The 24,121-nt window shown below is 57.0% G+C and carries 18 protein-coding genes, 1 tRNA gene and 1 pseudogene; 11 read left to right on the top strand and 9 right to left on the bottom strand.

Going from position 1 to position 24,121, the window contains the following annotated elements; translation table 11 throughout:
- Positions 1-560: 560 nt before the first annotated feature.
- From ACIX8_RS21325 to ACIX8_RS24900, 5 genes are all read right to left on the bottom strand, one after another.
- Positions 561-908, bottom strand: a complete 348-nt coding sequence (locus tag ACIX8_RS21325; RefSeq protein WP_014267461.1) for a hypothetical protein — start codon at positions 906-908, stop codon at positions 561-563.
- Positions 898-1,998 (bottom strand): integrase, encoded by a 1,101-nt coding sequence (locus ACIX8_RS21320; RefSeq protein WP_014267460.1) that lies wholly within the window; start codon positions 1,996-1,998, stop codon positions 898-900. Before ACIX8_RS21320 ends, ACIX8_RS21325 begins: the two co-directional genes overlap by 11 nt.
- A gap of 164 nt (positions 1,999-2,162) precedes the next feature.
- Positions 2,163-2,238, bottom strand: a tRNA-Ile gene (locus ACIX8_RS21315).
- Between the two features lie 16 nt (positions 2,239-2,254).
- Positions 2,255-2,647: a tyrosine-type recombinase/integrase gene (locus ACIX8_RS26650; protein ID WP_223295582.1), complete on the bottom strand. Its 393-nt coding sequence runs from the start codon at positions 2,645-2,647 to the stop codon at positions 2,255-2,257.
- Positions 2,648-2,699: 52 nt separating this feature from the next.
- Positions 2,700-4,121, bottom strand: coding sequence for a hypothetical protein (locus tag ACIX8_RS24900; RefSeq protein WP_150110702.1), 1,422 nt, complete (start codon positions 4,119-4,121; stop codon positions 2,700-2,702).
- Positions 4,122-4,302: 181 nt separating this feature from the next.
- Between ACIX8_RS24900 and ACIX8_RS21305 the strand changes: the two genes are divergently transcribed.
- Both ACIX8_RS21305 and ACIX8_RS21300 read left to right on the top strand, forming a co-directional pair.
- Positions 4,303-4,599, top strand: a complete 297-nt coding sequence (locus ACIX8_RS21305; protein WP_150110701.1) for a hypothetical protein — start codon at positions 4,303-4,305, stop codon at positions 4,597-4,599.
- Between the two features lie 455 nt (positions 4,600-5,054).
- A complete protein-coding gene (locus ACIX8_RS21300) occupies positions 5,055-7,826 on the top strand; it encodes a TonB-dependent receptor (protein ID WP_014267458.1) in 2,772 nt (923 codons plus the stop codon).
- Between the two features lie 106 nt (positions 7,827-7,932).
- On the opposite strand, the gene ACIX8_RS21295 is transcribed toward ACIX8_RS21300, so the two are convergent.
- Complete coding sequence (locus ACIX8_RS21295; protein ID WP_014267457.1) at positions 7,933-8,343, bottom strand: RidA family protein; 411 nt, start codon at positions 8,341-8,343, stop codon at positions 7,933-7,935.
- A gap of 85 nt (positions 8,344-8,428) precedes the next feature.
- Complete coding sequence (locus ACIX8_RS21290; protein WP_223295411.1) at positions 8,429-9,430, bottom strand: GlxA family transcriptional regulator; 1,002 nt, start codon at positions 9,428-9,430, stop codon at positions 8,429-8,431.
- A 173-nt stretch (positions 9,431-9,603) separates the two neighbouring features.
- Here ACIX8_RS21290 and ACIX8_RS21285 point away from each other — a divergent pair, with 173 nt between their 5' ends.
- Positions 9,604-10,623: a DJ-1/PfpI family protein gene (locus ACIX8_RS21285; protein WP_190273717.1), complete on the top strand. Its 1,020-nt coding sequence runs from the start codon at positions 9,604-9,606 to the stop codon at positions 10,621-10,623.
- Between the two features lie 106 nt (positions 10,624-10,729).
- Here the strand turns inward: ACIX8_RS21285 and ACIX8_RS21280 are convergent, their stop codons facing one another.
- On the bottom strand, positions 10,730-10,921 hold the full coding sequence (locus ACIX8_RS21280; RefSeq protein ID WP_014267454.1) for a hypothetical protein: 192 nt from the start codon (positions 10,919-10,921) through the stop codon (positions 10,730-10,732).
- 483 nt (positions 10,922-11,404) lie between these two features.
- Positions 11,405-12,007 carry a YceI family protein gene (locus ACIX8_RS21275; protein WP_223295410.1) on the bottom strand — a complete coding sequence of 201 codons (603 nt, stop codon included), beginning with the start codon at positions 12,005-12,007 and terminating at the stop codon, positions 11,405-11,407.
- Positions 12,008-12,440: 433 nt separating this feature from the next.
- Between ACIX8_RS21275 and ACIX8_RS21270 the strand changes: the two are divergent.
- From ACIX8_RS21270 to ACIX8_RS21235, 8 genes and pseudogenes are all read left to right on the top strand, one after another.
- Positions 12,441-13,387: pseudogene (locus tag ACIX8_RS21270) on the top strand (IS110 family transposase).
- Positions 13,388-13,837: 450 nt separating this feature from the next.
- Entirely contained in the window at positions 13,838-14,281 is a 444-nt protein-coding gene (locus ACIX8_RS21265; protein ID WP_014267452.1) for a GntR family transcriptional regulator, read from the top strand.
- Positions 14,278-15,192: an ABC transporter ATP-binding protein gene (locus ACIX8_RS21260; protein WP_014267451.1), complete on the top strand. Its 915-nt coding sequence runs from the start codon at positions 14,278-14,280 to the stop codon at positions 15,190-15,192. Before ACIX8_RS21265 ends, ACIX8_RS21260 begins: the two co-directional genes overlap by 4 nt.
- Entirely contained in the window at positions 15,189-16,223 is a 1,035-nt protein-coding gene (locus ACIX8_RS21255; protein ID WP_014267450.1) for a hypothetical protein, read from the top strand. Before ACIX8_RS21260 ends, ACIX8_RS21255 begins: the two co-directional genes overlap by 4 nt.
- A gap of 76 nt (positions 16,224-16,299) precedes the next feature.
- Positions 16,300-17,118 (top strand): hypothetical protein, encoded by an 819-nt coding sequence (locus ACIX8_RS21250; RefSeq protein ID WP_014267449.1) that lies wholly within the window; start codon positions 16,300-16,302, stop codon positions 17,116-17,118.
- 713 nt (positions 17,119-17,831) lie between these two features.
- Complete coding sequence (locus ACIX8_RS21245; protein ID WP_014267448.1) at positions 17,832-21,095, top strand: vitamin B12-dependent ribonucleotide reductase; 3,264 nt, start codon at positions 17,832-17,834, stop codon at positions 21,093-21,095.
- Positions 21,096-21,236: 141 nt separating this feature from the next.
- Positions 21,237-21,902 (top strand): hypothetical protein, encoded by a 666-nt coding sequence (locus tag ACIX8_RS21240; protein ID WP_150110700.1) that lies wholly within the window; start codon positions 21,237-21,239, stop codon positions 21,900-21,902.
- Between the two features lie 15 nt (positions 21,903-21,917).
- Positions 21,918-23,456, top strand: coding sequence for an anti-phage dCTP deaminase (locus tag ACIX8_RS21235; RefSeq protein ID WP_014267446.1), 1,539 nt, complete (start codon positions 21,918-21,920; stop codon positions 23,454-23,456).
- Positions 23,457-24,121 lie beyond the last annotated feature (665 nt).

The following is a 24,121-nucleotide window of genomic DNA, read 5'->3' as shown; positions in this document are numbered from 1 at the left end:
CGCGTGGAGTCTTGACCGTCAAAAACCGCCGCTCGGGATGCCCTCGGTTTGGTGGGTGTTCTCTCTTACCTTGCGAACCTGCGCGCCATAATCTGTTTCTGTTTGCGAATGAAAGCGATCAACCTGAACTGCAAAACCACGTTCACCGGAACCGCGATCAGCAATGATTGGTAGTTGTGCACTTGAACGGCCTGCCAGCAACCGGCGAGTAAACCTACCGATAGCAGGACGATGAACGCTTGCCCCAAACGCATACGCGCAAGTGTTCCTGTCCTACTTACCACTGCTCACCTCACCCGGCTGTGTAGGGTTCCATTGGCATTGTAAATGGGAGAGTTGGCGAAAGTCTTATTCTTCAGGGTCGAAAGAATAACGCGGGTTCAAAGGCGCTAGTTCATCTGCTGCCAGGTGATGAAGACCGTCGGTGGTGAAATGTATTCCCAGAGTCCAAGAGACTCGAGCGTTCCAGACGCTACCCACTACGACGATTTTGTACCCTGAACAACGATGGTGATAGGGATCATGCTCATCAATGTACGTCGCTGTCGCATCAGATCCCTTCAAAGGTCGTTCGTCGTTCCGTTCGCGACCGCCGCGTTCCACTGCTTGCACTGCAGCAGGAAAGAGTCTTCGAGGCCCATGGCTATCAGGTCGGTCATCATCACCGAATGATCGATGGGGCTGTACCGCACCGGCACCGTCAGCCCAACGGCACACACACGCGCTGCCCGCTCGGGAGATGAGTACGTCAGCGTATCGCTGTGCTCCCACGCCGCGCTGCCATCGTCGGGCGTGATCGTCATGCGCAGAAACCAGCGCTGACTGCCCTGCTCGCGCATGAACCCCGGTGTACCGCCCAGTTGTCGGGCTTCCGCATGTTCAGAGATCAATTGGCGGCTACGCTTCACGCACTTGACCTCTATGCCGTAACGCGGCCTCGTCCATCCGAGCCACTAAGTCTTCAGCTCGCAGATGTGTGTAACGCTTCAACATTTGCATCGACTTGTGACCACTGATTGCGGAGACCTCCTGGTCCGAGAAGCCTGCTTCGACGAATCGGCTTACCGCCTCATGTCGCATATCGTGGAAGCGGACATCGGCGAGCCCCTGTTCGCGCTTGATGTTCAGCCATACAGGGTTGAAGTTGTAGGGACGACGCTTGCCATCTCGACCGGGCTCTCCGAAGAAGATCAAATCGGTATCTATGGGCCGTACCGGATGCGTTATCGCCTCACGGAAAATCTCGACGGCATCTTTACTCAAAGGAACGGTGCGTGGCGTCGTGTTCTTTGTCTCCAACAACCGCACAATTCGACGATCCAAGTCCACTTGCATTCGGCGAAGCCCGGTGATCTCGGAGGAGCGCATCCCCGTCTCAAGAGCGATGCTCACGATCCAGCGGAGCATCGGATTACTGTGCAGGGCAACAGCCTTGAGAAGCTTAGCTTCCTCGCCAGCAGAGAGGCGACGGTTGCGACCAGGAGCTGGCGTTGGTCTACGGATGTTCATGACTGGATTCGCGGGTAGCCCGATACCCCACTCTTTTATTGCAATTGTGAAGAGGTGTCCCAGTAATGCCAGGTCGAGCCGAACAGTGTCATTTGAACGTGGAACGGGCCCGCCTATGTCATCCTTCCGATCTTCGCCGGCAAGTCGTACGTCTCGAAACTTTGCGGCAACTTCGGGAGTGACTGCGGCCAGGGAGTATTTGCCCAAGTGTTTCGTGAGGATTGCCGATCTCTGCCGATCTGATACTTGAGAGCTTGGCCGCTTGCTCGGCGTTATCTCCGCTAGGTATCGCGTCAGAGCATCCGCTACGGTAAGACGATCAGCACCTGCCCGCTGAATGTACGCGCCGCGCACCATCTCGTCTTCAGTGCGGCGCGACCAGTCTTCTGCGTCCCGTTTGGTGCGAAAGGTCTTCGCGGTCGTGGGCCAGCCGGTCTTGCGGATGACGGCCTTCCAAGTAGCAGATGGAGTCTTGACGATAGTCGCCACGGTATCTCCTGGACAGGCCGCTTCACCCAGTACTGTACCGCAATTGTACCGAAACGCGAATCGAGCGACCTTGACTCAAGCTAACTCGGCACCTTTGTCAGGCAGCCCAACAATATAAATGTCTATTTTTGTTTTGTTTATATGGATTTACTGAGTCTTGGAGATGGTGGGCCCGGAGGGATTTGAACCCCCAACCAAGGGATTATGAGTCCCCTGCTCTAACCGTTGAGCTACAGGCCCTGCAACAACTTACGCGCTACGCTAGTTCCAATGTTGCGGATGCTGTAGCGGGTGGCTGTCTTTTTGGCTCGATAACGGCGAAGTCGCCAGACAGTTGAAGCCGCTCGAAAGCGCGTTCCACTGCCTCCGGGGTGGGGTGGATGTACCGCTGTGACACCACGATGCTGCTGTGACCAGCAATCCGCATCATGGTGAACGCATCCACTCCCGACCTACCGAGCCTAGTTAGCATTGTATGGCGTAGGGAGTGCAGTACAAAATCCGCAGGGAAGAGCGGGCGGCGCTTACCTGTCACCTTCGGTGTGACAGCCTTCCGGTGCGGGCGATTTATCGACGTTCCGAGGTAAGGCTTTCCGTCCCGATTGGCAAAAACATACCCGCCGGACTGCCATTCGAGACAATCTTTCAGAATAAGTAGATGCCCGATCTGTGAGCGGAATCACCCGGCCCTTGGCCAGAGCCTACTGAGGCAAGAGCGCGATTCCGGTGGCTTGAGCCCCTATCGTGCCGCTGGACAAAGGCAAGGTTTCCAGTGTGCCGTTCACCCAGTATGCGGGGGTATAGGTCTGAGTCGCGCTGTTATACCCCGAGCCCACCACATACACGTTGCTGCCGGAGACCGCAATCCCGGTGGCTTGAGCACTTGTCGTGCCGCTGGGCAGGGGTAACGTCGTGGCCTTGCCATTCACCCAGTATGCGGCGATCTCGGTCTCCGGCGCGTCGTTCTCATACCCATACCCCGCCACATACACATCGCTGCCAGAAACCGCGATTCCATTGGCTACAGCACCTACCGTGCCGCTGGGCAAGGACAAAGTTTCGAGCGTGCCATTCACCCAGTATGCGGCGGTCGTATTGGACACCGCGTTGTCAACCGCATACCCCGCCACATACACGTTGCTGCCGGAGACAGCGATGCTGGTGGCCGATGATTGCAACGTGCTGCTGGGCAAAGGCAAAATTTTGGGAGTGCCGTTCGCCCAGTACCCGGCGATCTCGGTGCCCGCCGTGAGACCCAGGTCGCCCGCCACGTACACATTGCTGCCAGAAACCGCGATTCCATTAGCTACAGCGCCTGTCGTGCCGCTGGGCAAAGGCAAGGTTTTCAGTGTGCCGTTCACCCAGTATGCAGCGGTCCCAGTCTCCTCCGCGTCACCGTTATACGCGTCGCCCGCCACATACACGTCGCTGCCGGAGACCGCGATGCCCGTGCCCACTGAGTTTAATATGCCGCTGGGCAAGGGCAACGTCGTGGCCGTGCCATTCACCCAGTATGCGGCGATCAAATAGCCATTCGAGACCGCGTCTCCTGCCACATACACATCGCTGCCGGAGACCGCTATGCCGGTGGCTACAGAACCACCTGTCACGCCGCTGGGCAAGGGCAACGCCGAAGCGACGGCTGTTGAGCTGCCGGAGGTAAGCTGCCATTCCGCGGCGGTCGTGCCTCCGGTTGCAAGGGATGCAAGTCCGACTATGTAACCCGTCGTGGTTTGACCGGATGCGGTGACGGTGACGGCCATAGAACCCGACTTGGTTGCGTCCTGTGTGGATGCGGCGGTTATGGTTGCGGCTCCTGTCGTTGTTGGCGTAAAGACACCCGTGCTGCTCACCGAGCCAATGCTTGATGGGCTGAGGGACCACGTCACGGCACTGCTGAAACTCCCAGTGCCGCTCACCGTCGGTGTGCAGGCCGAGGTCTGATTCGTAGAGATCGAGGTTGGCGAACATTTCACCGTAACGGATGAAATCGCGGGTGTTCCGGAGGAGGTGCCTCCACTGCCACTGCCACTTCCACTGCCTCCGCAGCCGGAGATGAGTAGCGTGATAGCGAGAGCGAAGATCGTGGGCAACGCTGACGACGTGGCGGGCAGACTTTTCAAAGCAGACTGGAAGTGACGCAAAGAAACAACCTCAAAAGGGGTGAAGTATAAGACGACGGCTAATCTGGCTCGCGAACAAGTCTACAACGATGTGATTCATCGGCTGTGTACGCATAGGCTGCACGCTTCGATGATTAGGCTCAATGCCAGTAGATGTTCTCATCTGATTTGGTCGCACAGTGTGGAGAGATCGAGAGCGCATATATCGGCTGGCGGTCTCCGGCGGCCATCGCTAAGGATTACAGACTGGCAGACCACACCAGCGTTTACCGTCACGCTTGCGCCGCCGGAAAGCAAACTCCTCGCCCCTGTTGTAACACGCCCCCACACTACCGTGTTGATCGAAGCGAAAAAGCCTGCTATCAGCAAACAGTCCCTGAAAGACCATGCTGAACAGGCCAAAGAAGCACCCGCTGCAACCAACAATGCGCACAGGCAGGCCCTGAAGAGCATGCCGATCAGCAGCGTTCTATCGTGACCAATGCCACATGGATGCCTCTGGAAAAGAAGAACTTATCTCCTGAAGCCTCCATCCTGCATCCCCGTCTCCTGCAGGCCTCAGTGCCCTATGCACCCATTCCTTCACTGCTGAAGAACGCCTGAACGCGCCTTCAACGTTTCTTAAGAAAGCACCCAAACCTTAAGTTTTCCTTAAATATAAGTCCTCTGTTTTGAATAACTTACCTTTCGTATTTAACACAGATTCACCTCTTTTTAACGCTTTATTCATAGGGCGCACGCACTCTTGTTAAAACGCAATATCGGTTCAGGAGAGGTTTGTATCTCTCGGATTGGAAGGCAGGCGCATGGGCCATGCCCTGACTTTCTGCGTCTACGCGTAGCGAACAAGAGCCCTTTGAGTTTCTCTGCTCTCACCCAAAGTAACGCCGCCGGGCCCGACCAACGTACGACAAACCGTGGAAGGAAATACACGTGAAAGTTTTTGAAGTTCAATCGAACAAGCCCTATCGTCGAGCTCTCCGGATCGCCGTTACCGTTTGCCTGTTCCTGTTCTCCGCTGTGGGAATACTTTCGCAGGCCGCGGCCCAAACTGCCGACGACACGCTGCAGGGAACCGTCGCCGACTCCAAGGGCGGCATGATCGCCAACGCCAGCATCACGGTTCGCAACGACGCCACCAGCCATGCTTCGACTACGACCGCCGATGGCCAGGGACACTTCTCCGTCTCCGGCCTGCGTGCAGGATCGTACACCGTCGTAGCCGTCGCCCCCGGCTTTCAGGGTGTAACCCGCAAGTCGGTGCAGGTTGCCGACGGACAGCCGAGTGAAGTCTCCCTCACCCTCGAGATCGGTTCCACCACTACCGAGGTTACGGTCGATGCCGACACGACCGGCTCCATCGCCGCGGCGCTCGCGCCCATGGACGCTCTGCTCGACGAACGCTCCGCCCGCACCGAGATTACGTCTTCCTTCATTCACAACTTCACCTCGCCGGTCTCCGACTTTGGTGAGGCGGTCGAGATGGCTCCCGGAACCTTTACCACCAACGGCAACGGCGTCGGCCTGGGCCAGTCCTCAACTTTCTTCCGCGGCTTCCCCGATGGCGACTATGACATCGACTTCGACGGCATCCCCTTCTTCGACACCAACACGCCGAGCCACCACTCCTGGGCGTTCTTCCCCTCGCAGTTCATCGGCAGCATCGACTTCGACCGCAGCCCCGGTACCGCCTCCACCATCGGGCCCACGCCCTTCGGCGGGTCCATCCACCTGCTCTCCCAGGACCTGTCTCCGCTGGAAAATATCCGCGGGACCTTCTCCGGCGGATCGTTCCACACCTATCTCTACGACGGCGAGTATGACTCGGGTAACTTCGGTCCTGGGCACCGGTTCAACTTCACCGTCGACGTCCACCACCTGCAGTCCGACGGCTATCAGACCTTCAATTTCCAGACCCGCAACGCGGGCGACATCAAGGTCGAGTACAGAATCACCGATAAGACCGTGCTCACCGGCTACTCCGGCGTGATCTGGCTGGATGCGAATACGCCGAACTTCAGCGCTACCCGTTGCCAGATGTTCGGAGCTACGGCAGGCTATACCTGCACCGCAACGCTGGCGCCCTTTGCGGGCGCGGGTATCAACTTCCTCAACACCGATAACTCCGACCCGGCCAACTACCTCGACTTTCAGTACAACTGGTACCACGTGCCTACCGACTTCGAGTACGTCGGCCTGCACTCGGAGTTCGGCCACAACTTTGTCTTCGACATCAAGCCCTACACCTACAACTACGACAACTCCGAGAAGTACACCAACGCCACGCCGATCACCGAAGCCACCACGATCAACGGATCTACGAGCTATCTCGGACTCCCCATTCAGCCTTGCAATGTGCCGGTAAAAGGCAAGCTGCCCTGCGGCATCGACAAGTACAACAGCTATCGCAAGTACGGCGAGACGTCGGAGCTGAGCCAGTACTCGAAGTTCGGTACCCTGCACCTCGGAGCCTGGTATGACTGGGCTAACACCAACCGCCACCAGTTTCCTTCCGACCCGCTCAATAACTGGGCCGATCAGGCGCTCTCCAACTTCAACGAGAAGTACATCAGCGCGGCCTACCAGCCCTTCATCGAATATGATTTTCACATCACGAAGAAGTTGAATATTACAGCCGGCACCAAATTCTCCTACGAGACTATCTCGACCAAGCAGTTCGCCGACGATGGCAAGACCATCGGCAATCTCGGCACCGGCCCCACCCCCAGCGTTGCCGGAACCGGTAATCCGAATGCCTTCATCACGAACGGCGGAGCCTTTTATGCAACGCTGCCTTCGATCGATGGAAACTATCGCATCATGAATAACTGGTCGGCCTATGGCCAGCTCTCCACCGGCAGCATCGTTCCGCCCAGCAGCACCTTCGACTATGCCCAGTCGACGCTTCCCGGCGCTGCCTTCATCCCCGTGCAGACCCTGCCGAAACAGCAGCGATCCACAACCTATCAGACCGGCACGGTTCTCAAGCTGAAGCGCCTGACTCTGGACGCAGACTTCTACCACATCCGTTTTCAGAACAGCTATTCGACCGTATTGGGTTCGGACGGCGAGCCTATCAGCTTCCTCCAGCCCAGCTCCATCACCAAGGGCTTTGAAGCGGAGAGCAATCTCTATCTTGGCTATGGCTTCAGCGCCTATGTGAACGCGACTGTGGGACGCGCTACCTACCTCGGAACATTGAGCGTTACCTGCGCTCCCAGTAAGTGCACTGGAGCTCCCATTACTGTCGCGGCGCCTTCGGGACTGTGGGTGCAGAACACGCCCTCCGATACCGAGGCGGAAGGCGTTACCTACCAGAAGAAAGCCTGGGATGTGGCGCTGTTCAATAAGCGTGTCGGCACCATGTACCAGGACAACGGCGCATACCATAACCAGGCGACGATCGATCCTTTCAGCGTCACCAACGCCTTCATCAACTACACCATTCGCACCGGCGGCCGCTTCGACCAGACCAAGATCCGGTTGAGCGTCAACAACCTCCTGGACGAGCACAGCATTACGAGCGACAAGATCGTAGGCAAGGCTCTCACTCAGACAATCTCTGCCAATGGCACAACCTACACAGACCCGTTCAACACCATGGGCCCGACGCCAATCAACGGCGGCGATAACGTCGGCATCCTCCCCGGCCGCAGCATCATGCTTTCGGTAACGTTTGGCTTCTCGCCGAAGCACAACCGCTAAAACTCAACTGAAAGAAAACCGTCCCTCCTTTGTAGCTTCACAGCAAAGGAGGGACATTTTATTTGCGCGGGTTCTGTATTTTTTTGAGTCGAACCTCGTTTCACGGCTAGTCCAGGACAAGAACTGTTTCCACTTCAAAAAGAATGCTATCCATGGCAAGTCTTGGAACAGGAATCAGTGTCAGTGCCGGTCTATGTATTCCAAAGAGCTTGGATAATTCCATGCCGAGCAGAGGTAGTTTCGCTTCTGAGTGATCCACAATAAAAACCGTCAGCTTGGCTACGTTATGTGGCGTCGCCCCTGCCGCATGAATAGCTGTTCGTAGGTTCTGGAAGGCCTGACTGATTTGAATTTCAAACAATGGTGAGACGACGGCAGCCGTTGTGCCCGAAGCATACTGTCCGGATATATAAACGACGCTTGCCCCTTTCGCCACAATGGCTAAGTGCGAATATCCCTGAGCCGTAGGGTCGTGTAAGTCGTCGCAATCGCGTAATGTCAGGGAACTGTCTTTCATCGCTTCATCTCGCTATCCTGGGGTTGATAAAACGTTGATCGCCTGGCTGCACTGTTCTAACTGGTTTGGCAAACCGCCCGTGCTTCTATAGCTTCTTCACGCGTCGTAGTGCTTGTGGAGGATGTCCATAGTGGCGGATAAAGGCACGGCGCATTCTTTCGGGATCAGAAAATCCAACCGATGAAGCGATCAGCTCTATTGATTCCGCGCCCTCTTCCACGCGTGGACGTGCCGCTTCAATGCGTAACCGCTCAACTGCTTTGGCGGGAGTCTCTCCGGTCTCGGTCCGAAAGGACCGTCCGAAATGACGCGTGCTGATACGTGCTACCTCGGCCAGCGTTTCAAGATCCAGAGGAGCCGCAAGGTTCTTTTGGATGTACAGTAGCGTGCGTTTAATCCGATCCGACTCAGGTTCCAGATCGAGCATCGCTGAAAATTGCGATTGGCCTCCGGGGCGCCGAAGATAGACGACCAGCTCCTGCGCTAAGCCACGCGCGACATCGATTCCCATGTCTTCCTCTATCATCGCGAGGGCCAGATCAATGCCTGCCGTGATACCTGCGGACGTCCAGATCGCTCCATCCTTGATGAAGATCTTGTCCATATCTACCTTGACCCGCGGATAGTCGCGTTGAAGTCTCCGGGCGTATCTCCAGTGAGTGGTCGCCCGCCGGCCATCGAGAAGCCCCGCACACGCGAGCAAAAACGCGCCGGTACAGACACTTGCAATGCGAGTAGAGCGGCCAGCCAGACGTTGAATGGCCTTCACTGTCTTCTCGAAATCTGCGATCGCCCATGCCCCACGCCCACCCACGACGATCAAGGTATCGATCGGTCCAGGAGACAACCGCTTCGTCGATATCGTGAGCCCTCCTGCACTGCTGACAGCACCTCCCTTTGTCGAAACCACTTCGATTTGATAACGGCCTTTCCTGGAACTGTCTGCTGCCATCTGGAAGGCGCTGAGCGGTCCGGAGAGATCGAGGAGTTGAAAGCCGGGATAGACGAAAAATGTAAGTCGATGAGGCATGGCGTGAAACGAGGGTATTACGTCCTTTACGCCATGTCCAACCCCACTCAGAATCATGAAGGGTTCTCAACTCTCAACCCATTGGAGACAAAATGATTCTCACTCGTAGAAAGGCAATGCTGAGCCTGGCAACTGCAGCGTCTGCCGTCGCCTTGACGCCTCGCCCTGACCTTTTCGCAGCGGCCATACGCACCTCAGGCCTTGATGGGGCCCTGGAGAGACACGACGAAATGATTAATCCTTATCAGAGAAGATTTGGCCGGGCTCAACCGGTAGTAGCTGTCCTGGCGGACAACAGTGGAACGGAGCTCTCCGACTTTGTTGTTCCTTTTGGGATTCTGTCCCGCTCGAAGTCTGCAAAAGTCATAGCGGTTTCACTCCTGCCCGGCACGGTTCCTATGCGCCCGGCGCTTCGGCTGGAGATGCAGCAGACAACAGCACAGTTCGATGCGGGCTATCGCGAGGGAGCTGACTACGTAATCGTCCCTGCCATGATGAACGAGACGGATCCTTCTCTCCTTGCATGGATCAAAGCCCAGGCTGCGAAGGGAAGTACGATCGTCAGCATCTGCAATGGGGCAATTGTCGTGGCAAATACCGGTTTGATGAATGGGCATCGTGCCACAGCGCATTGGGGCACTGAGAGCCTGAGGCTCGCCAACTACCCGGACGTGCGCTGGGAGAAGAACATCCGGTATGTAGCAGATGGAAAGATCGTTTCCAGCTCCGGTATTAGTGCGTCGATCATGATCTCCCTCGCACTTGTCGAGGCGATTGCCGGACACGAACGGGCTGCGGCTGTCGCCAGGGAAGTCGGAGTCGCTCAATGGAGTTCCAGGCATAACAGCGATTCGTTTCAGTGGCGTTCAGGAGAGAAAGCAAAAGCGGGCTCTATGCGTGACAATCACGATGCAGGAGAACTCATCGGCATCCCTGTCGCTCCTGGCATCGACGAAGTGGCTCTGGCATTGACGGCTGAGGCTTACACCCACTCCCATCGCGCCCATGCTGTAGCGATGGCAGAAAAAACAGAACCGGTTTTGACCCTTCACGGATTGCTCGTAATACCGGAGAACATCGTGGGACGCGATCCAAGACCTGATCGTGTCCTGCCGTCCTTGAACGCCGGACCCTCCGTGTTGGTGTTGGATAAAACGCTCGCGGAGATTGAGGCGACCTATGGCCGAGAAGCTGCCTATTCCGCTGCGCGGGTCATGGAATATCGCTATTTCAGCGAGAACAAACTCTAACGTGCTATCCGAACTCAATTACTTAGGAGGGTGAGAGGTGAAGGAGGGAGCGATGTCGGATGCTGAAAGCAAGGAGGCCTTCACGCCTATCGTTCCCGCATCCCCTCTAATGTGAGATTGCCTTCCCGTTCGTCCCCGGAGTCGTTCCCGTCTCTCCCGGAGCGGAGGGATTGATCTTCTCCTCGGCATTTTCAGAGGTCTTCGACTTCACTTGAGTCTCTCCCTGCCCGGCGGTAGCAGGATTGTCTCCACGAGGCCCTGAGGGCTGTGCCTTGGCGTCCCCTCGATCTCCTTGCATTGTCTTTCCTCCGAGTTGTTCCTTCGTTTCAGCAGAAGTAGCCATATCCAAATCCTCCCGGCAAACCTGCTCATACGATGCCAAGGCTGTCTTACGCGCCGCCTGAAAGGCCTTCCCAAGAGTCTGTCCATAAGCTACGGATGCCGTTGCCTGTTCTTCGTCGTTGTTTGTTTTTCGTCGTCATCCTGAGCCATACCGGGGTCCCCGGCGAGCGCGCACTTTGCGCTTGCTGGGGTGGATCGGCGAAGGCCCCCCACATTCTGCACGATGCCACTGGAGCGAACGCTGCCAGCCACAGCCCTACCCATTGGTCTGGCGCCCCCCCAGCGGACCAACGCGGGGCCTTCAGCTACGCTTCAGGATGACGACGAAAAACAAGCAACAACACACGCTCTGACTCAACAGCCTCTTGGATCTGCGCCCACAAACAAAAAGGGCGGACACCGAAGTGTCCGCCCTCCCAACTGTTTCCTGTTCCTGCTCTTACTGCTGTACCGCTTCGATATCCAGCTCGATCTTGACCTGGTCTCCAAGGACCTTGTCGCCGCTCTGGAGCGGGCCATTCCAGATCAGGCCGAAGTCCTGCCGGTTGATGACGGTCGTAGCGGTAAATCCACGATGCAGGCTCTTGCCGTCCATCGTCTGCGGCTTGGCCAGTGCTTCGAGCGACAGCACGACCGGCTTGGTCACGCCGTGGATCGTCAGCAATCCGGCGACGTCAAAGTGATCGCCGGCCTTGGTCACGCCGGTGCTCTTGAAGGTCATGGTCGGGAACTTCGCCACATCGAAGAAGTCCGGGCTCTTCAGATGGCCGTCGCGTTGCGCTATGCCGGTATCCACGGTGGTCACGTCGATCGTGGCTTCCACGCCCGACTTCGACAGGTTTTTCTCATCCAGAGTGATGACTCCCGAAACTCCACGGAACGAGCCATGCACCGTGTTGATTGCCATATGCTTGATTGCAAAATCGCTCTCCGAGTGCATCGGGTCGATCTTCCACGTCGTCACCTGTGCGCTCATCGAACCCGCACCTACCGCCAGCACGATTGCTGCGGCCAAACCTGCCATTGCAAAATTCTTCATCATCTCTCCTCGAAACTTGGACAACACTTGAAATATAAGCAACACATGCATTTTACGCAACAGGTGTTGTATTTCTTCCGATTGGATGCGCAGACAGACTACAAGGTTCCGTCAATTTTTGGCGATTTGTTACGCTCCTGCGTCGGAACGATGAGTGCCAGTTTCATCGAAGAATGAGGATGTTGCAGATAGAGCGATGGGCTTTGTTCATCTCCCACCGAACCGTCATCCTTGTATCTATAGGAGATCAACAGTCATTCGTTAGAGTCTGTTGTAGAGGGGGGAACCGAGGCATCGGTTCCCCCACGGGCGGACGGCACCCGTTCATCCTGAGGTGATCAACCACCGACGCTCAGCCCAGGGACCGCTGCCCAAGTCAGGGTACGACCGAACAGTCAGAAGACTATGCAATCGCACATACAAGGCAGGTTACACCGTGACGCGCATGATTTGTGGAGTAGATGTATCTTCCCTCAGCTTGTCGGTTCGTATCGGCAGAGAGGGAGCGGCAGCGACGTTTGACAACAGCGTGGCAGGGATCGGAGAGCTGGCCGGATTCTGCCGTGCCCATCAGGTGCAGCTGGTGGCGATGGAAGCCACCGGGGGCTACGAGCAACAGCCGTTCGCCTTGCTGGCGAGCGAGGGGCTGGCCGTAGCGATTCTGAACCCGCGGTCTGTGCGGCAGTTCGCCGAAGGCATGGGGGTAACGGAGAAGACCGATGCCATCGATGCGGGGCTGATTGCCTGGTAGCGGAGGTCCGCAAGCCCGTGCCAAGCGTGCTGGGGACGCAGCGGCAACGCCAGTTGCGGGCCCAGGTCACGCGTCTGCGCCAGCTCACCGAGGTGCGCACAGCGCAACGGAACCAGCGCCGTCTGGTCACCGATACCGAAGTGCTGGCCGCCATCGACCAGTTGCTGGCGTTCCTGAAGGGGCAGATGGACCAGTTGGCCGCCGCCATCGCCGCCCTCATCGCCGCCGATCCACTATGGAAGCAATTGGATCAGGCCTTCCGCACCATCAAAGGCGTGGCTGACCGCACCGTGGCCCGGCTCATGGCCGAGATGCCCGAGATCGGCACCCTGTCCAACAAGACCATCTCCAAGTTGGCCGGGCTCGCTCCCCTGGCCCGCGACAGCGGAAAACGCGAAGGCAGGCGTGTGGTGCGTGGCGGACGCCCCTCCATCCGCGAAATCCTCTTCATCGTCGCCAGCGTCGTAGGCCGTCACGAACCCGACTTCATCGCCTTTCAGCAACGGCTCCGCGACGCTGGCAAACCCCCTAAGGTCGTTCGTATCGCCTTGGCTCACAAACTCCTCGTACGACTCAACGCCAAAGCCAGACAAGTTCGCCAACAGTTCCAAACACCACCGCTCCCCGTCTAACTCAATCCCAACAACCGCAGAGGTTGTGGGAAAGAGGGAAACGGCTTCATCGTTTTCCGCTTTCCCATAACCCTCTCTTGACAGCACAGACAGTCGCTGAGCGAAGCGCCTCGCGCTTTTGCGAGGTGCGGAGTCGAAGGACCCCGAGGGATTTGATCTTGCCTATGATGTTGGGACCTTCTCCAGCACGAAGGCGCAGGCTCGAGCGCTTGAAGTGGAAAAGGTCCGACGGCATGGGCAAGACTGCAATCCTCGGGGTCCTTCGACTCCGCGCCCAAAGGCCGGGACGCTTTCGCTCAGGATGACGGTTCTGTGGCGGGAATAGACAAAAAGCTATGATGGCGCGCCCCTGCAGGGCTCGGTTCCGTGCTCGCTCTATAGGACATACGTCCTCTAACTGCGCAAAAACAGGGTTGCATTCCTTGACCGTATTATTGTATTAGTACGGTCATGCTGTCGCTGCGCATCTCCGCGAGCTCCGGTGTTCCTGTCTATCTGCAGCTGGAGCAGCAGATCAAGCAGGCGATCGCCTCCGGAGTCCTGCACGCCGGCGACCCGCTGCCTTCCACGCGCCGCACCGCCGCCGATCTCCGGATCAATCCCAACACCGTTGCTCGTGCTTTCCAGAACCTCGAACGCGAAGGCATCATTCGTACCGTGCCAGGCGGCGGAACCTTCGTTGCCAGCCTTACTGCTCTCGGGCCCGGCCTGTTGAAGGCCGAAAAGCTTCGCCGCCTGCGTCCTCACGTGGCTCAGTTGGCCGTCGAAGCTTCGCAGCTCCGCCTCTCCTCTGCCGACCTCCACAAGCTGCTCGACTCCGAGCTGCAGGAGCTCGAGCAGTCCCGCCGCACCCACGCCTCCCCCTCTTCTGAAGACCCAGCAGGAAATCCATGACGACCTTCGCCCTCCAGACTCACTCCCTCGTCAAGACCTACGGCACCGGCCGCAAGCAGATTCGCGCGGTTGACGGCCTCTCGCTCAATGTTCCTGAAGGCTCCATCTACGGGCTGCTCGGCCGCAACAGCGCCGGCAAGACCACGACCCTTCGCATGGCAATGGGCCTCGCCCGACCCACCTCCGGCTCCATCGAGGTCTTCGGCCTCAACCCGGCCCAAGACCCCGAACGCGTCAAAGTGCTCCAGCAGGTCGGTTACGTCCCCGAAGACAAAGCCCTTACCAGCTCGCTTACCGTTCACAAGCTGCTTGAGCTTAACCGGGCCTTTTATCCCGATACCTGGTCCGACGCCCTCGCTCGCAAAGTCTGCGACCGTCTCGAGCTTCCATTCAATACCGTCCTGGCTCGTGCTTCGCTCGGCAACAAGACCAAAGCGGCGCTGGCTGCTGCCATCGCCCAGCGCTCACGACTGCTGATTCTTGACGAGCCTACGACGGGCCTCGACCCTGTTGTCCTGGACTCTCTACTGCGTCTCCTCGTGGAAGACTGCACCGCTGAAGGCCGCACGATCTTTCTCTCCACCCATCAGCTTCCCGAGATCGAACAGATCGCCGACCACATCGGCATCATGGATCGCGGCAAGGTTCTCCTCGAAGGCCCGCTCGACGACATTCGTGCCAGCTTCCGCCGCTTCACCGTGACCGGAGCCGCGCTTCCAGCTCGCAGCGAGTCGATCCTTAGTACGCGGAAAGAAGCTCACGCTACGTTCTACGTCGTGCAGCGCAATCCGGAAGCCTTTGCCGCTGAACTGACTCGCAACGGCGCTGAGATCCTCGACTCCAGCCCCCTCTCGCTCAACGAGATCTTCCTGGAGCTCTGCCGTACTGCTGAGGGGAGGGAGGAGGCATGAATTTCCCCGGTTTCCTCTTCATTCCGATCGCAACCCTCGGGCCGTTTGTCCTGCTCGTTATCTATCAACGCATCCGCCTGGTCTACAAGCGCCGCGCAAACAGAGCCCTGGAAGAATCCGGCAGGGAACTGCCGGTACTCTTTGAACCGAAGGATGAACCTGCCCCCAGATTTTTTCTCCGCCGCTTTACCTTTCCGCAGCGCACCTATCTTCGCGAACAACGTAGCGCCGCGCGCATGTACTACACCATCTGTGCCTGGGTGATGTTCGTCTTTCTCAGTTCAAGTCTTTTGCCCCGGGAGATCGAGCGGTTCGATGCGGAATTCAGTCATTCGCAGAGGGTCTGGTTCAGTTATCTCCGTGGCTTAGGGCTCATGATCATCATGGTTGCGTTTTTTAGCCTCATGACGTCGATCATTACGACCAACTATCTGCAGGAACCTCGGCTAGGCACCTATATCCGTACACGTCCTCTCACGCGGAAGTTCTTATTCTGGGCGCGAATCGGTTCAGCTCTCGCTACACTGCTGGCTGCCATTCTCTCCGGGGCCCTCGGTTCCCTCTTGCTGATGCTGATCGTGTATGGACCGGTCTGGACGTCACTTGCCGATAGCACATGGCGAGGTACTGCTGCTTTCGGAAACTCGCAGCAGACTCACCACCTTTACCACGTCATTCAGCTTGTTCTAACCTCGATGCCTCGCCTCATGCTCTCGCTGCTTACGACAGCAGCTCTGATCTTCAGCTTCTTCGCCGTTCTCAATACCTTGTCGAAGTCGACGGTGCGCAATGCGTACCTCTTAGCCTTCTCGCTCGCCATCTACTTTGGAGTGATCGAGGTCCAGCGTCTAACGAGTTCTCTCGCCGCACATCGCGCTCTCGGGCTGTCTATTGCGCACTGCAAAGAAGTACTGTTTCTTTACTTCAGCCTCGGTCCGCCGCCGCCCTGGTTCTATGCATTTATTCCCATTTTTCTTTCGGCTGTATTTCTCTGGCTTGCGCAGATCTTCTTCGCACGCAAGGAACTCTAACTTCCACTTCGTCAATCACCAAGAACCCTAAGCTCTTAACCCTCGTAGCTCTTCGCTGAACTGGACCTGGAACCCTATGATCCGACCCTGGCTCCTTCTCGCCCGCCGCCGTCTCATCGCCGCCTTTGTGGTCTCGTTTTTCTTTGCGCTTTTCATGCATGTTTGGGTCAGCGGGGAGAGCCTTACGGACATGGGTATCTTCTGGCACCACTTCTGCGGTTGCCCTGTCGATCCCACTGACTTCCAGGTTCTTCTCAACTTTCCTGTTACCGCCGGCCTTGTCGGCTTCTTCATGGGCCTTAGCCTCAAAGGATCGAACGCATTATCTTCTAGCTCCAACACTTTGTTTCTGCTTACTCGTCCTGTCTCGCGAGCCTCGGTGCTCCTGGCTCCTCTTGCTGTAGCGACGGCCGCTGTTGCTGTCTTTCCGTTACTTGGCTGGCTGCTTCTTTTGGGCTGGCTCCGTCTGGTCCATGCGCCCTCTTTGCTGCACCTTCTCGCCATCCTGCAACGACTTCCGGCAGCGGCAGCCCTTGGCCCCCACCCCAGGCTCTTTGACCTTCTTTCCGCTATCGAATTCCCACGCCGATACCTCGCCTCTATCGCTCTCGGTCTCTGTGGCTACACGCTCACCGCCTCGCAACGATGGCTCATGACCAGCCCGAATCACAAGCTACGAGCTCTCGGTATACTGCCGAACTTGATCGGCGTTCTGTCGCTCGTTAGGGGACCAGCCAAGAGAATCTCCAATGCTATTTTCATGGTGTCCGGTCATAATGGGCCTCTCAACTACGCCCCCTCAAATCTTTCGATTGCGCTCCACTTCGTCTTCGCCGCCGCCATCGTCTTCGGCTGCTGGCGCCTGCTGCGCAAGGTCGAAATCCAAAACTCCTGACGAAGCACCTGCCTCCACGGATCTAAGGCTTTGGCCCGCGGAAACAGGAAGCTCAGGGCTTGAAGCTTCCATTCGGGCTTTGCCCTGATCTGTTGCCTACTTCCTGTTTCCAATCCCGGCCCCCTTTCCCACATTTCCACCCCGAAAAATCACGATTGCACTGTTCTTGCGTCTTGCTCTCGACTGTGTACGGCGATAGTCTGTGAAAGCCGTGTGAATGAGTGGTTACAAAAACCCGCAAACGGCGCACCTATCCGGAGCTTTCCACAAGAAAACCCCAGAAAAACCGAGGTTGACCCTGTGAATCGTCGCGTCCCGGGAGTATCTACTTCGACACCACTAGATCTTGTTGTTTTATACTTGACTCGTACCAGATGGGGCGGTACTTTCAAGCTCACCCGCAGTTCCTGGTGAAGCGCCCGTAGCCACGGCCACACCGCTTAAAAGGAACCTTCGACCCTTGGTTGGCTCTGCCAGCCAGTTATCGTAGCGCGTTTTATTTAGCAGCCAGGAACGTGTTGGCAAAGCATCGCCACTGGAGGCACTGGAAAGACCGCCAAGTCTTCTTCTCGGATCACGACCCGACAAGTTTTCTTCCGGATTTCGTCCGCCAAGTCTTTTTCTAAACCCGATAAGTCCCGCTACCTGGGTTTATCGGTGTTCGTTATTTTGCAGGAATCAGCTTCAGTTTTACCCGAAAGGTTTGATCGAACATGGCCAAAACAATCACCGCCGCCACCCCCGTCCAGAATGGCAAACAAGCCGCGATGGCATCTACACGCACGTCCAGCGCACGCGGTCTGGAATTTAGTCGCCATTTCACCAAACCCGGGATCTCGCCCTTCGATGAGCTCACCTGGGAGCTTCGCGACGCCGTCATTCAGGACTACAAGGGCAAGCTCATCTTCGAGCAGAAGAACGTCGACGTGCCCAGCGACTGGTCGATGACCGCGACCAACATCGTCGCCAGCAAGTACCTGCACGGCCGGATCGGCACGCCGGAGCGCGAGACCGGCGTCCGCGCCCTGATCACCCGTGTCTCCGAGAGCATCCGCGACTGGGGTCTGCGCGATGGCTACTTTGCCTCTGAGGAAGATGCCAGCATCTTCTTCGACGAACTCGCTCACCTGCTGCTCAACCAGAAGGCGGCATTTAACTCGCCCGTCTGGTTCAACGTCGGCTGCGACCGCCTCGAGCCGAACTCCGACGCGCAGAACTGGCACTGGGACGCGACGCAGGGCGAGGTTGCCTTCTCCGTCACCGGCTACACGCGCCCGCAGTGCTCGGCGTGCTTCATCAACTCGGTGAACGACTCCCTCGATAGCATCCTGACCCTGGCCAAGACCGAGGGCATGCTCTTCAAGTGGGGCTCGGGCGCAGGCTCGAACCTCTCGGCGATCCGTGGCTCCATGGAGACTCTCTCGGGCGGCGGCACGGCCTCCGGCCCGCTCAGCTTCATGCGCGGCTTCGACGCCTTCGCCGGCGTCATCAAGAGCGGCGGCAAGACCCGCCGTGCGGCCAAGATGGTCATCCTCAACGTCGACCATCCCGATGTCGAAGACTTCATCCAGTGCAAGGTCAAGGAAGAGCGCAAGGCCTGGAGCCTGATGCAGGCTGGCTACGACGGCTCCGGCCCCGACTCCGAGGCCTTCACCTCGATCTTCTTCCAGAATGCCAACAACTCCGTCCGCGTTACCGACGAGTTCATGCAGGCGGTCGAGAACGACGGCATGTTCACCACGCGCACCGTCAAGGACAAGCAGCCGGTCAAGGAGATCCGCGCTCGTGACCTGATGCACCAGATCGCCGAGGCCACCTGGCAGTGCGGCGATCCGGGCATGCAGTACGACACCACCATCAACCGCTGGCACACCAGCAAGAACACCGCGCGCATCAACGCCAGCAATCCCTGCTCGGAGTACATGTTCCTCGATGACTCCGCCTGCAACCTGGCCAGCTTTAACCTGCTGAAGTTCCTGACGCCCGGCGGCCAGTTCGATATTCCCAGCTATCGCCATGCGGTGGCTGTCCTTACCACCGCGATGGAGATCATCGTGGACGCGGCCGGCTACCCGACGGAGCAGATCGCAAAGAACTCGCATGACTACCGCCCGCTCGGTCTCGGTTATGCGAACCTCGGCGCGCTGCTGATGGATCGCGGCCTGCCTTACGATTCCGACGCCGGCCGTGCCTATGCCGCGACGTTGACCGCAATCCTCTGCGGCGACGCCTATGCCCAGTCGGCGCGTATCGCCGGCGACTGCCCGCCGCTCGGCGCAGCGACCCCGCTCACGCAGCAGACCGGCGTGCAGGGCGGCGCTTGCCCTGGCTTCTACGTCAATCGCGAGCCCTTCCTTGACGTCATCCGCATGCATCGCGCGGAGGTCAACAACATCGACAAGAGCTTGAAGTCGTCCAAGGAACCGTTTGTTGCGCCGCAGCTCGAAGAGCTCAAGGCCGCCAGCCAGAACGCCTGGGACACGGCGCTCGCGCTCGGCGAAAAGCACGGCTACCGCAACTCGCAGGTCACCGTGCTCGCGCCCACCGGCACCATCGGCTTCATGATGGACTGCGACACCACCGGCATCGAGCCCGACCTCGCGCTGGTCAAGTACAAGAAGCTGGTCGGCGGCGGCATGATCAAGATCGTGAACAACACGGTCCCCGGCGCGCTCTTCAAGCTTGGTTATAAGGAGTCCGAGGTCGAAGGCATCGTCAACTACATCGACGCGACCGGCACCATCGAAGGCGCACCGTCCCTCAAGCCGGAGCACCTCGCGGTGTTCGACTGCTCCTTCAAGCCCGCGAAGGGAACCCGCACGATCGCCTGGACTGGCCACGTCAAGATGATGTCGGCGACGCAGCCGTTCCTCTCGGGCGCGATCTCGAAGACGGTAAACCTGCCCAACGACTGCTCGGTGGACGACATCGCCGAGGCCTACACCGAGGCCTGGCGTCTCGGCCTGAAGGCGGTCGCGATCTACCGCGACAACTCCAAGGGCACCCAGCCGCTGAACGTCGCGGCGCAGACGGATGCCGATAAGAAGGGCACCTCTGTTGACTCGACTAAGGTGAACGAAGAGGTGACGATCTCCGCCGCCGCTCTCGCTGCCTCGCAGGCTGAGACTGCTACGGTGAAGCAGCAGGTTGCCGCGCTCGAAGCCAAGCTCACGGCGCTGCTGCTCTCCTCGACGCAGAACGCCGATGCGCTCGACGCACAGGCTCCGCCCCGTGCGATGCGCCACCGCCTGCCGGCGGAGCGGGCTTCGATCACGCACAAGTTCTCGCTCTCCGGTCACGAGGGTTATGTGACGGTCGGCCTCTACCCCAACGGCGTACCGGGTGAGATCTTCATCCGCATGGCAAAGGAGGGCTCGACGATCTCCGGTCTGATGGACTCGTTCGCGACGGCGATCTCGATGTGCCTGCAGCACGGCGTGCCGCTCAAGCTGCTCTGCGAGAAGTTCGCACACACCCGCTTCGAGCCCTCGGGCTGGACGGGCAACGAGCAGATCGGCTACGCGAAGTCGATCATGGACTACCTGTTCCGCTGGATGCAGCTGCGCTTCCTCAGCGGAACGCAGTTGGATCTCTTCGCGGGCCTCAAGCCTGCCTCTGACGCTGTCCTCTCGACCGGAGCGCCGCAGACTCCTGTATTTGCTTCTGCCCACGCTTCTGAGAGCGCCGAACCCGCCCAGCACACCATGCTCGGCGAAGCCTTCGAGCGCAACGACCGCACACCGCCGCAGCAGGGAATCGCTCCCGACCTGACGGCAAACTCCGGCCTCACGGCTGAGGGTGCAGGTCCAGGCATCCTCGCGACGGCGGATCGTGGCGTCTACCACGCTGCCGAAGCGATGAAGGATCTGTACGACATGGGCGATGCTCCTTCGTGCGGAACCTGCGGCAGCATTATGACGAGGAATGGGTCTTGCTATCGCTGCATGGAGTGCGGAAGCACGAGTGGTTGCAGCTAGAGAACTGGTAGTGCGAGAGCCCGCCGTTAACCTTACGGCGGGCTCTGGTATTTGGGCCCAATAACAACCTCGCAACAATCAAATGGAGGCATGGTCTCAAATATGGCACCGAAGGTTGAGCTTGTGGTTCAAGAGTCTAGGATGGCTACGCTTACTGTTCAGGCGCCTAGCATACACATTTATCCGTTTAGTCGGCTTGTAAATGCACCTGCCGGGCGGTGGGAAAAACTAATCGCTGATTTGGAAGCAAAACAGCGAATTGTATACCGTTACTATCAGCCAGTGAGGGAGGCAGTTGTACAGCTAGCTTCAAATAGAGGCGCAAGACGGAATGAGATCTACGAAGAGATGTCGCATCGTGCATCAGAAGTTGTGCACTCTCCTTCCCAGTATCCGGTAAAAGATAATCAAAAATGCTTCGAGTGTTTTGAAAAGGATTTCCTTCCAAAGATTGGTGAGTTTAAAGGTAGTCTGCTCAGGGCGACTCAGATGGACGGCACATTTTTCAATGGCATCATTTTGAAAGGTCTGCCTCATATGGTTGTTACTGATAAAGAAGGTAAGCAGCGGTATGTTTACTTATATCCCTCAAGTTGGAAAGACCATGAACTAGATGCCTACATGGAACTTCTAACAATCATTATCGAATCAGAATTTGGGGCAGATGCCGCTGATCTCTGGTGTATGGGGTTGAAGACTGGTCATTCTATTTCACGGCCAAGATCAAAGGCAAGAACCCGAAAGGCTTGTCATGAGGCTGCGAAGCATTTCAAGCGAGTGGTTGATGCCGGGATAATTAAAGGTTAGATAGGTTCAACGTCAATGCCTGAAAGCAATGAACGCCTGAAAAACGCAGAACTAGTTTTTGGTTTGGTCGCGCCCATTGGCACAGATGCCTACATGGTTGCGGAGAATCTTACTTCGCAGCTTCGGGAGTTTGGATATAAACCCACTATCGTTCGATTGAGCGATTTTATCGAGCCCTTTAGTAAGATGCTCAACGTAGTTTGCAATCTTGTCGATTCGCCCGAACACCAGCGGATACTAACTCGAATCGACGCAGCCAATGAGGTATACAGAAAATTCAACAGTAGAGCGACAGATGAAGAGAAGAACGCGATGCTGGCATTGGCGGCGGTTAACCAAATTGCGTCTGCGCGGAAGAAAAAGGCTCCTGGGGAAGCGCTTCTTAACGAAGCGCATATCCTAGTTACCCTGAAGAGATCTGAAGAAGTAGCATATCTCCGTTCAGTGTATGGACACGGATTCCATTTGATCGGGGTGTTCGCTCCAGAAGAAGAGAGAGTAAAGCATCTTCATCGCCATAAAAATATGACAGTTGATGAAGCGAAAGAACTCGTCCATACGGACGCCCATGATCATCAAGATGGTGGACAGCGTACACGGGAAGCCTTCCACTTGTCAGACGTGTTTCTCGACGTTGGTGGAAACGGCGATGATTGGAAACGTCAACTTGGTCGATTTCTTGATGTTCTTTTTTCTCATCCATACAAGACCCCGACCCGCGATGAGCAGGCTATGTTCATGGCGTATTCTGCCTCACTTCGCTCTGCACAATTCGGGCGACAAGTTGGCGCGGCGATCACCTCTCAAGATGGAGATATTTTATCGGTTGGGTGTAACGAGGTCCCGAAGGCTGGCGGGGGCCAATACTGGGAAAGAGATGAGGGAGACGAGAGAGATCACCTCAAGGGCCTCGACTCGAACGATGAACGGAAAAATCTCATTCTCGATGAAATCATGCGAGCTCTTCCTGATGATGTTGGGAAGGATCCAAGAATCCGAGGAGCGGTAAAGAAAACATCGCTCTTCTCTATTACGGAGTTCGGACGCGCGGTCCATGCAGAGATGGAGGCTATTTTGTCTTGTGCCCGAAAGGGCATTTCGACTGTTGGAAGAACCCTTTACACGACAACTTTCCCTTGCCATAACTGTGCTCGTCACATCATCGGAGCGGGTATCTCAAAGGTTGTTTATATTGAACCGTATCCGAAAAGCAAAGCGAAAGAGCTGCATGCTGATGCGATTCAGCTTGGTGAGTCCGCTAGAAGTCGTAGCAATCCGTATGCCGTTCCCTTCGTGCCTTTTGTTGGCATCAGTCCGAGTAAATATTCTGCGTTGTTCACGACCAAACCGGTATACAGTCAAGAAGTGGACCGGAAGCTGCATAATGGCCACGCGATCAATTGGCAGAGGTCCAGAACGCAACTTCGTTCTTCGATGGTGTCAATTTCGTATGTAGAGAGAGAAACAAGAGCGATCGCTCGTTTAAAGAGATCGTTTGAGCAACTTCCTCTAGATCTAGCAGAATCGAACAATGAAGGAAAGAATGATAGCTGAGGGAGAATGATATGAGCGTCGCGATGCCAGTCGTAGACCGTATCCAAGCTCTGCGAGAGAGCATGGAAGAGGCTGCTACCACCGTACAGAACTGGTCACCAGCTAAGCGCGAAAGCGCAGACATTACAATTCAGACTCGAAGTTTAGCTTCTTATTACGAGTCGAAGATATGTACAGACCCGAAATAGGACCAAGTTGACAGTGGCTGTGACGCTCAATGCGCTCACAGCCATTTTCCCTTTAGATGTAGAACCGTATCTCTAATCTAGGTCTGGTGCGCCGTACCCGCACTTCGCTTCCAAGAGCTACTCCTAGCGTAAAGTGCAACTGTTTCTGCTTATCCCCTAGGCCCAACACGAACCGGAAGGGCACGGTCGAAACCGTGCCTTTCCGGTTCGTGCTCCCCCATACATTGTGGCGATAGGGGAACATGTCCTTCCAATCCGTGCCTCACGATACAGCGTGGCCGACTGAACCATGCTCTTCCGATTCGCGCCTCTCTATGCGTCGTGAAATGCGCTGCTATGCCGGACATGTTATCGACCTATAAGACACCTAAAAATTAGCAAAACGTTAGACAGCCATGAACGCCGCCATGACATCTAAGGGCGGAAGTTCTGACTCATCGATTGCGGGTATTCGGTGGATGCCGAGAGGTCACGTAA

This window comes from Granulicella mallensis MP5ACTX8 (genome assembly GCF_000178955.2).
Taxonomy (GTDB): Bacteria; Acidobacteriota; Terriglobia; order Terriglobales; family Acidobacteriaceae; genus Granulicella; species Granulicella mallensis.
The sequence above is the reverse complement of the archived record's forward strand: the minus strand, read 5'-3'. Positions and strand labels throughout refer to the sequence as shown.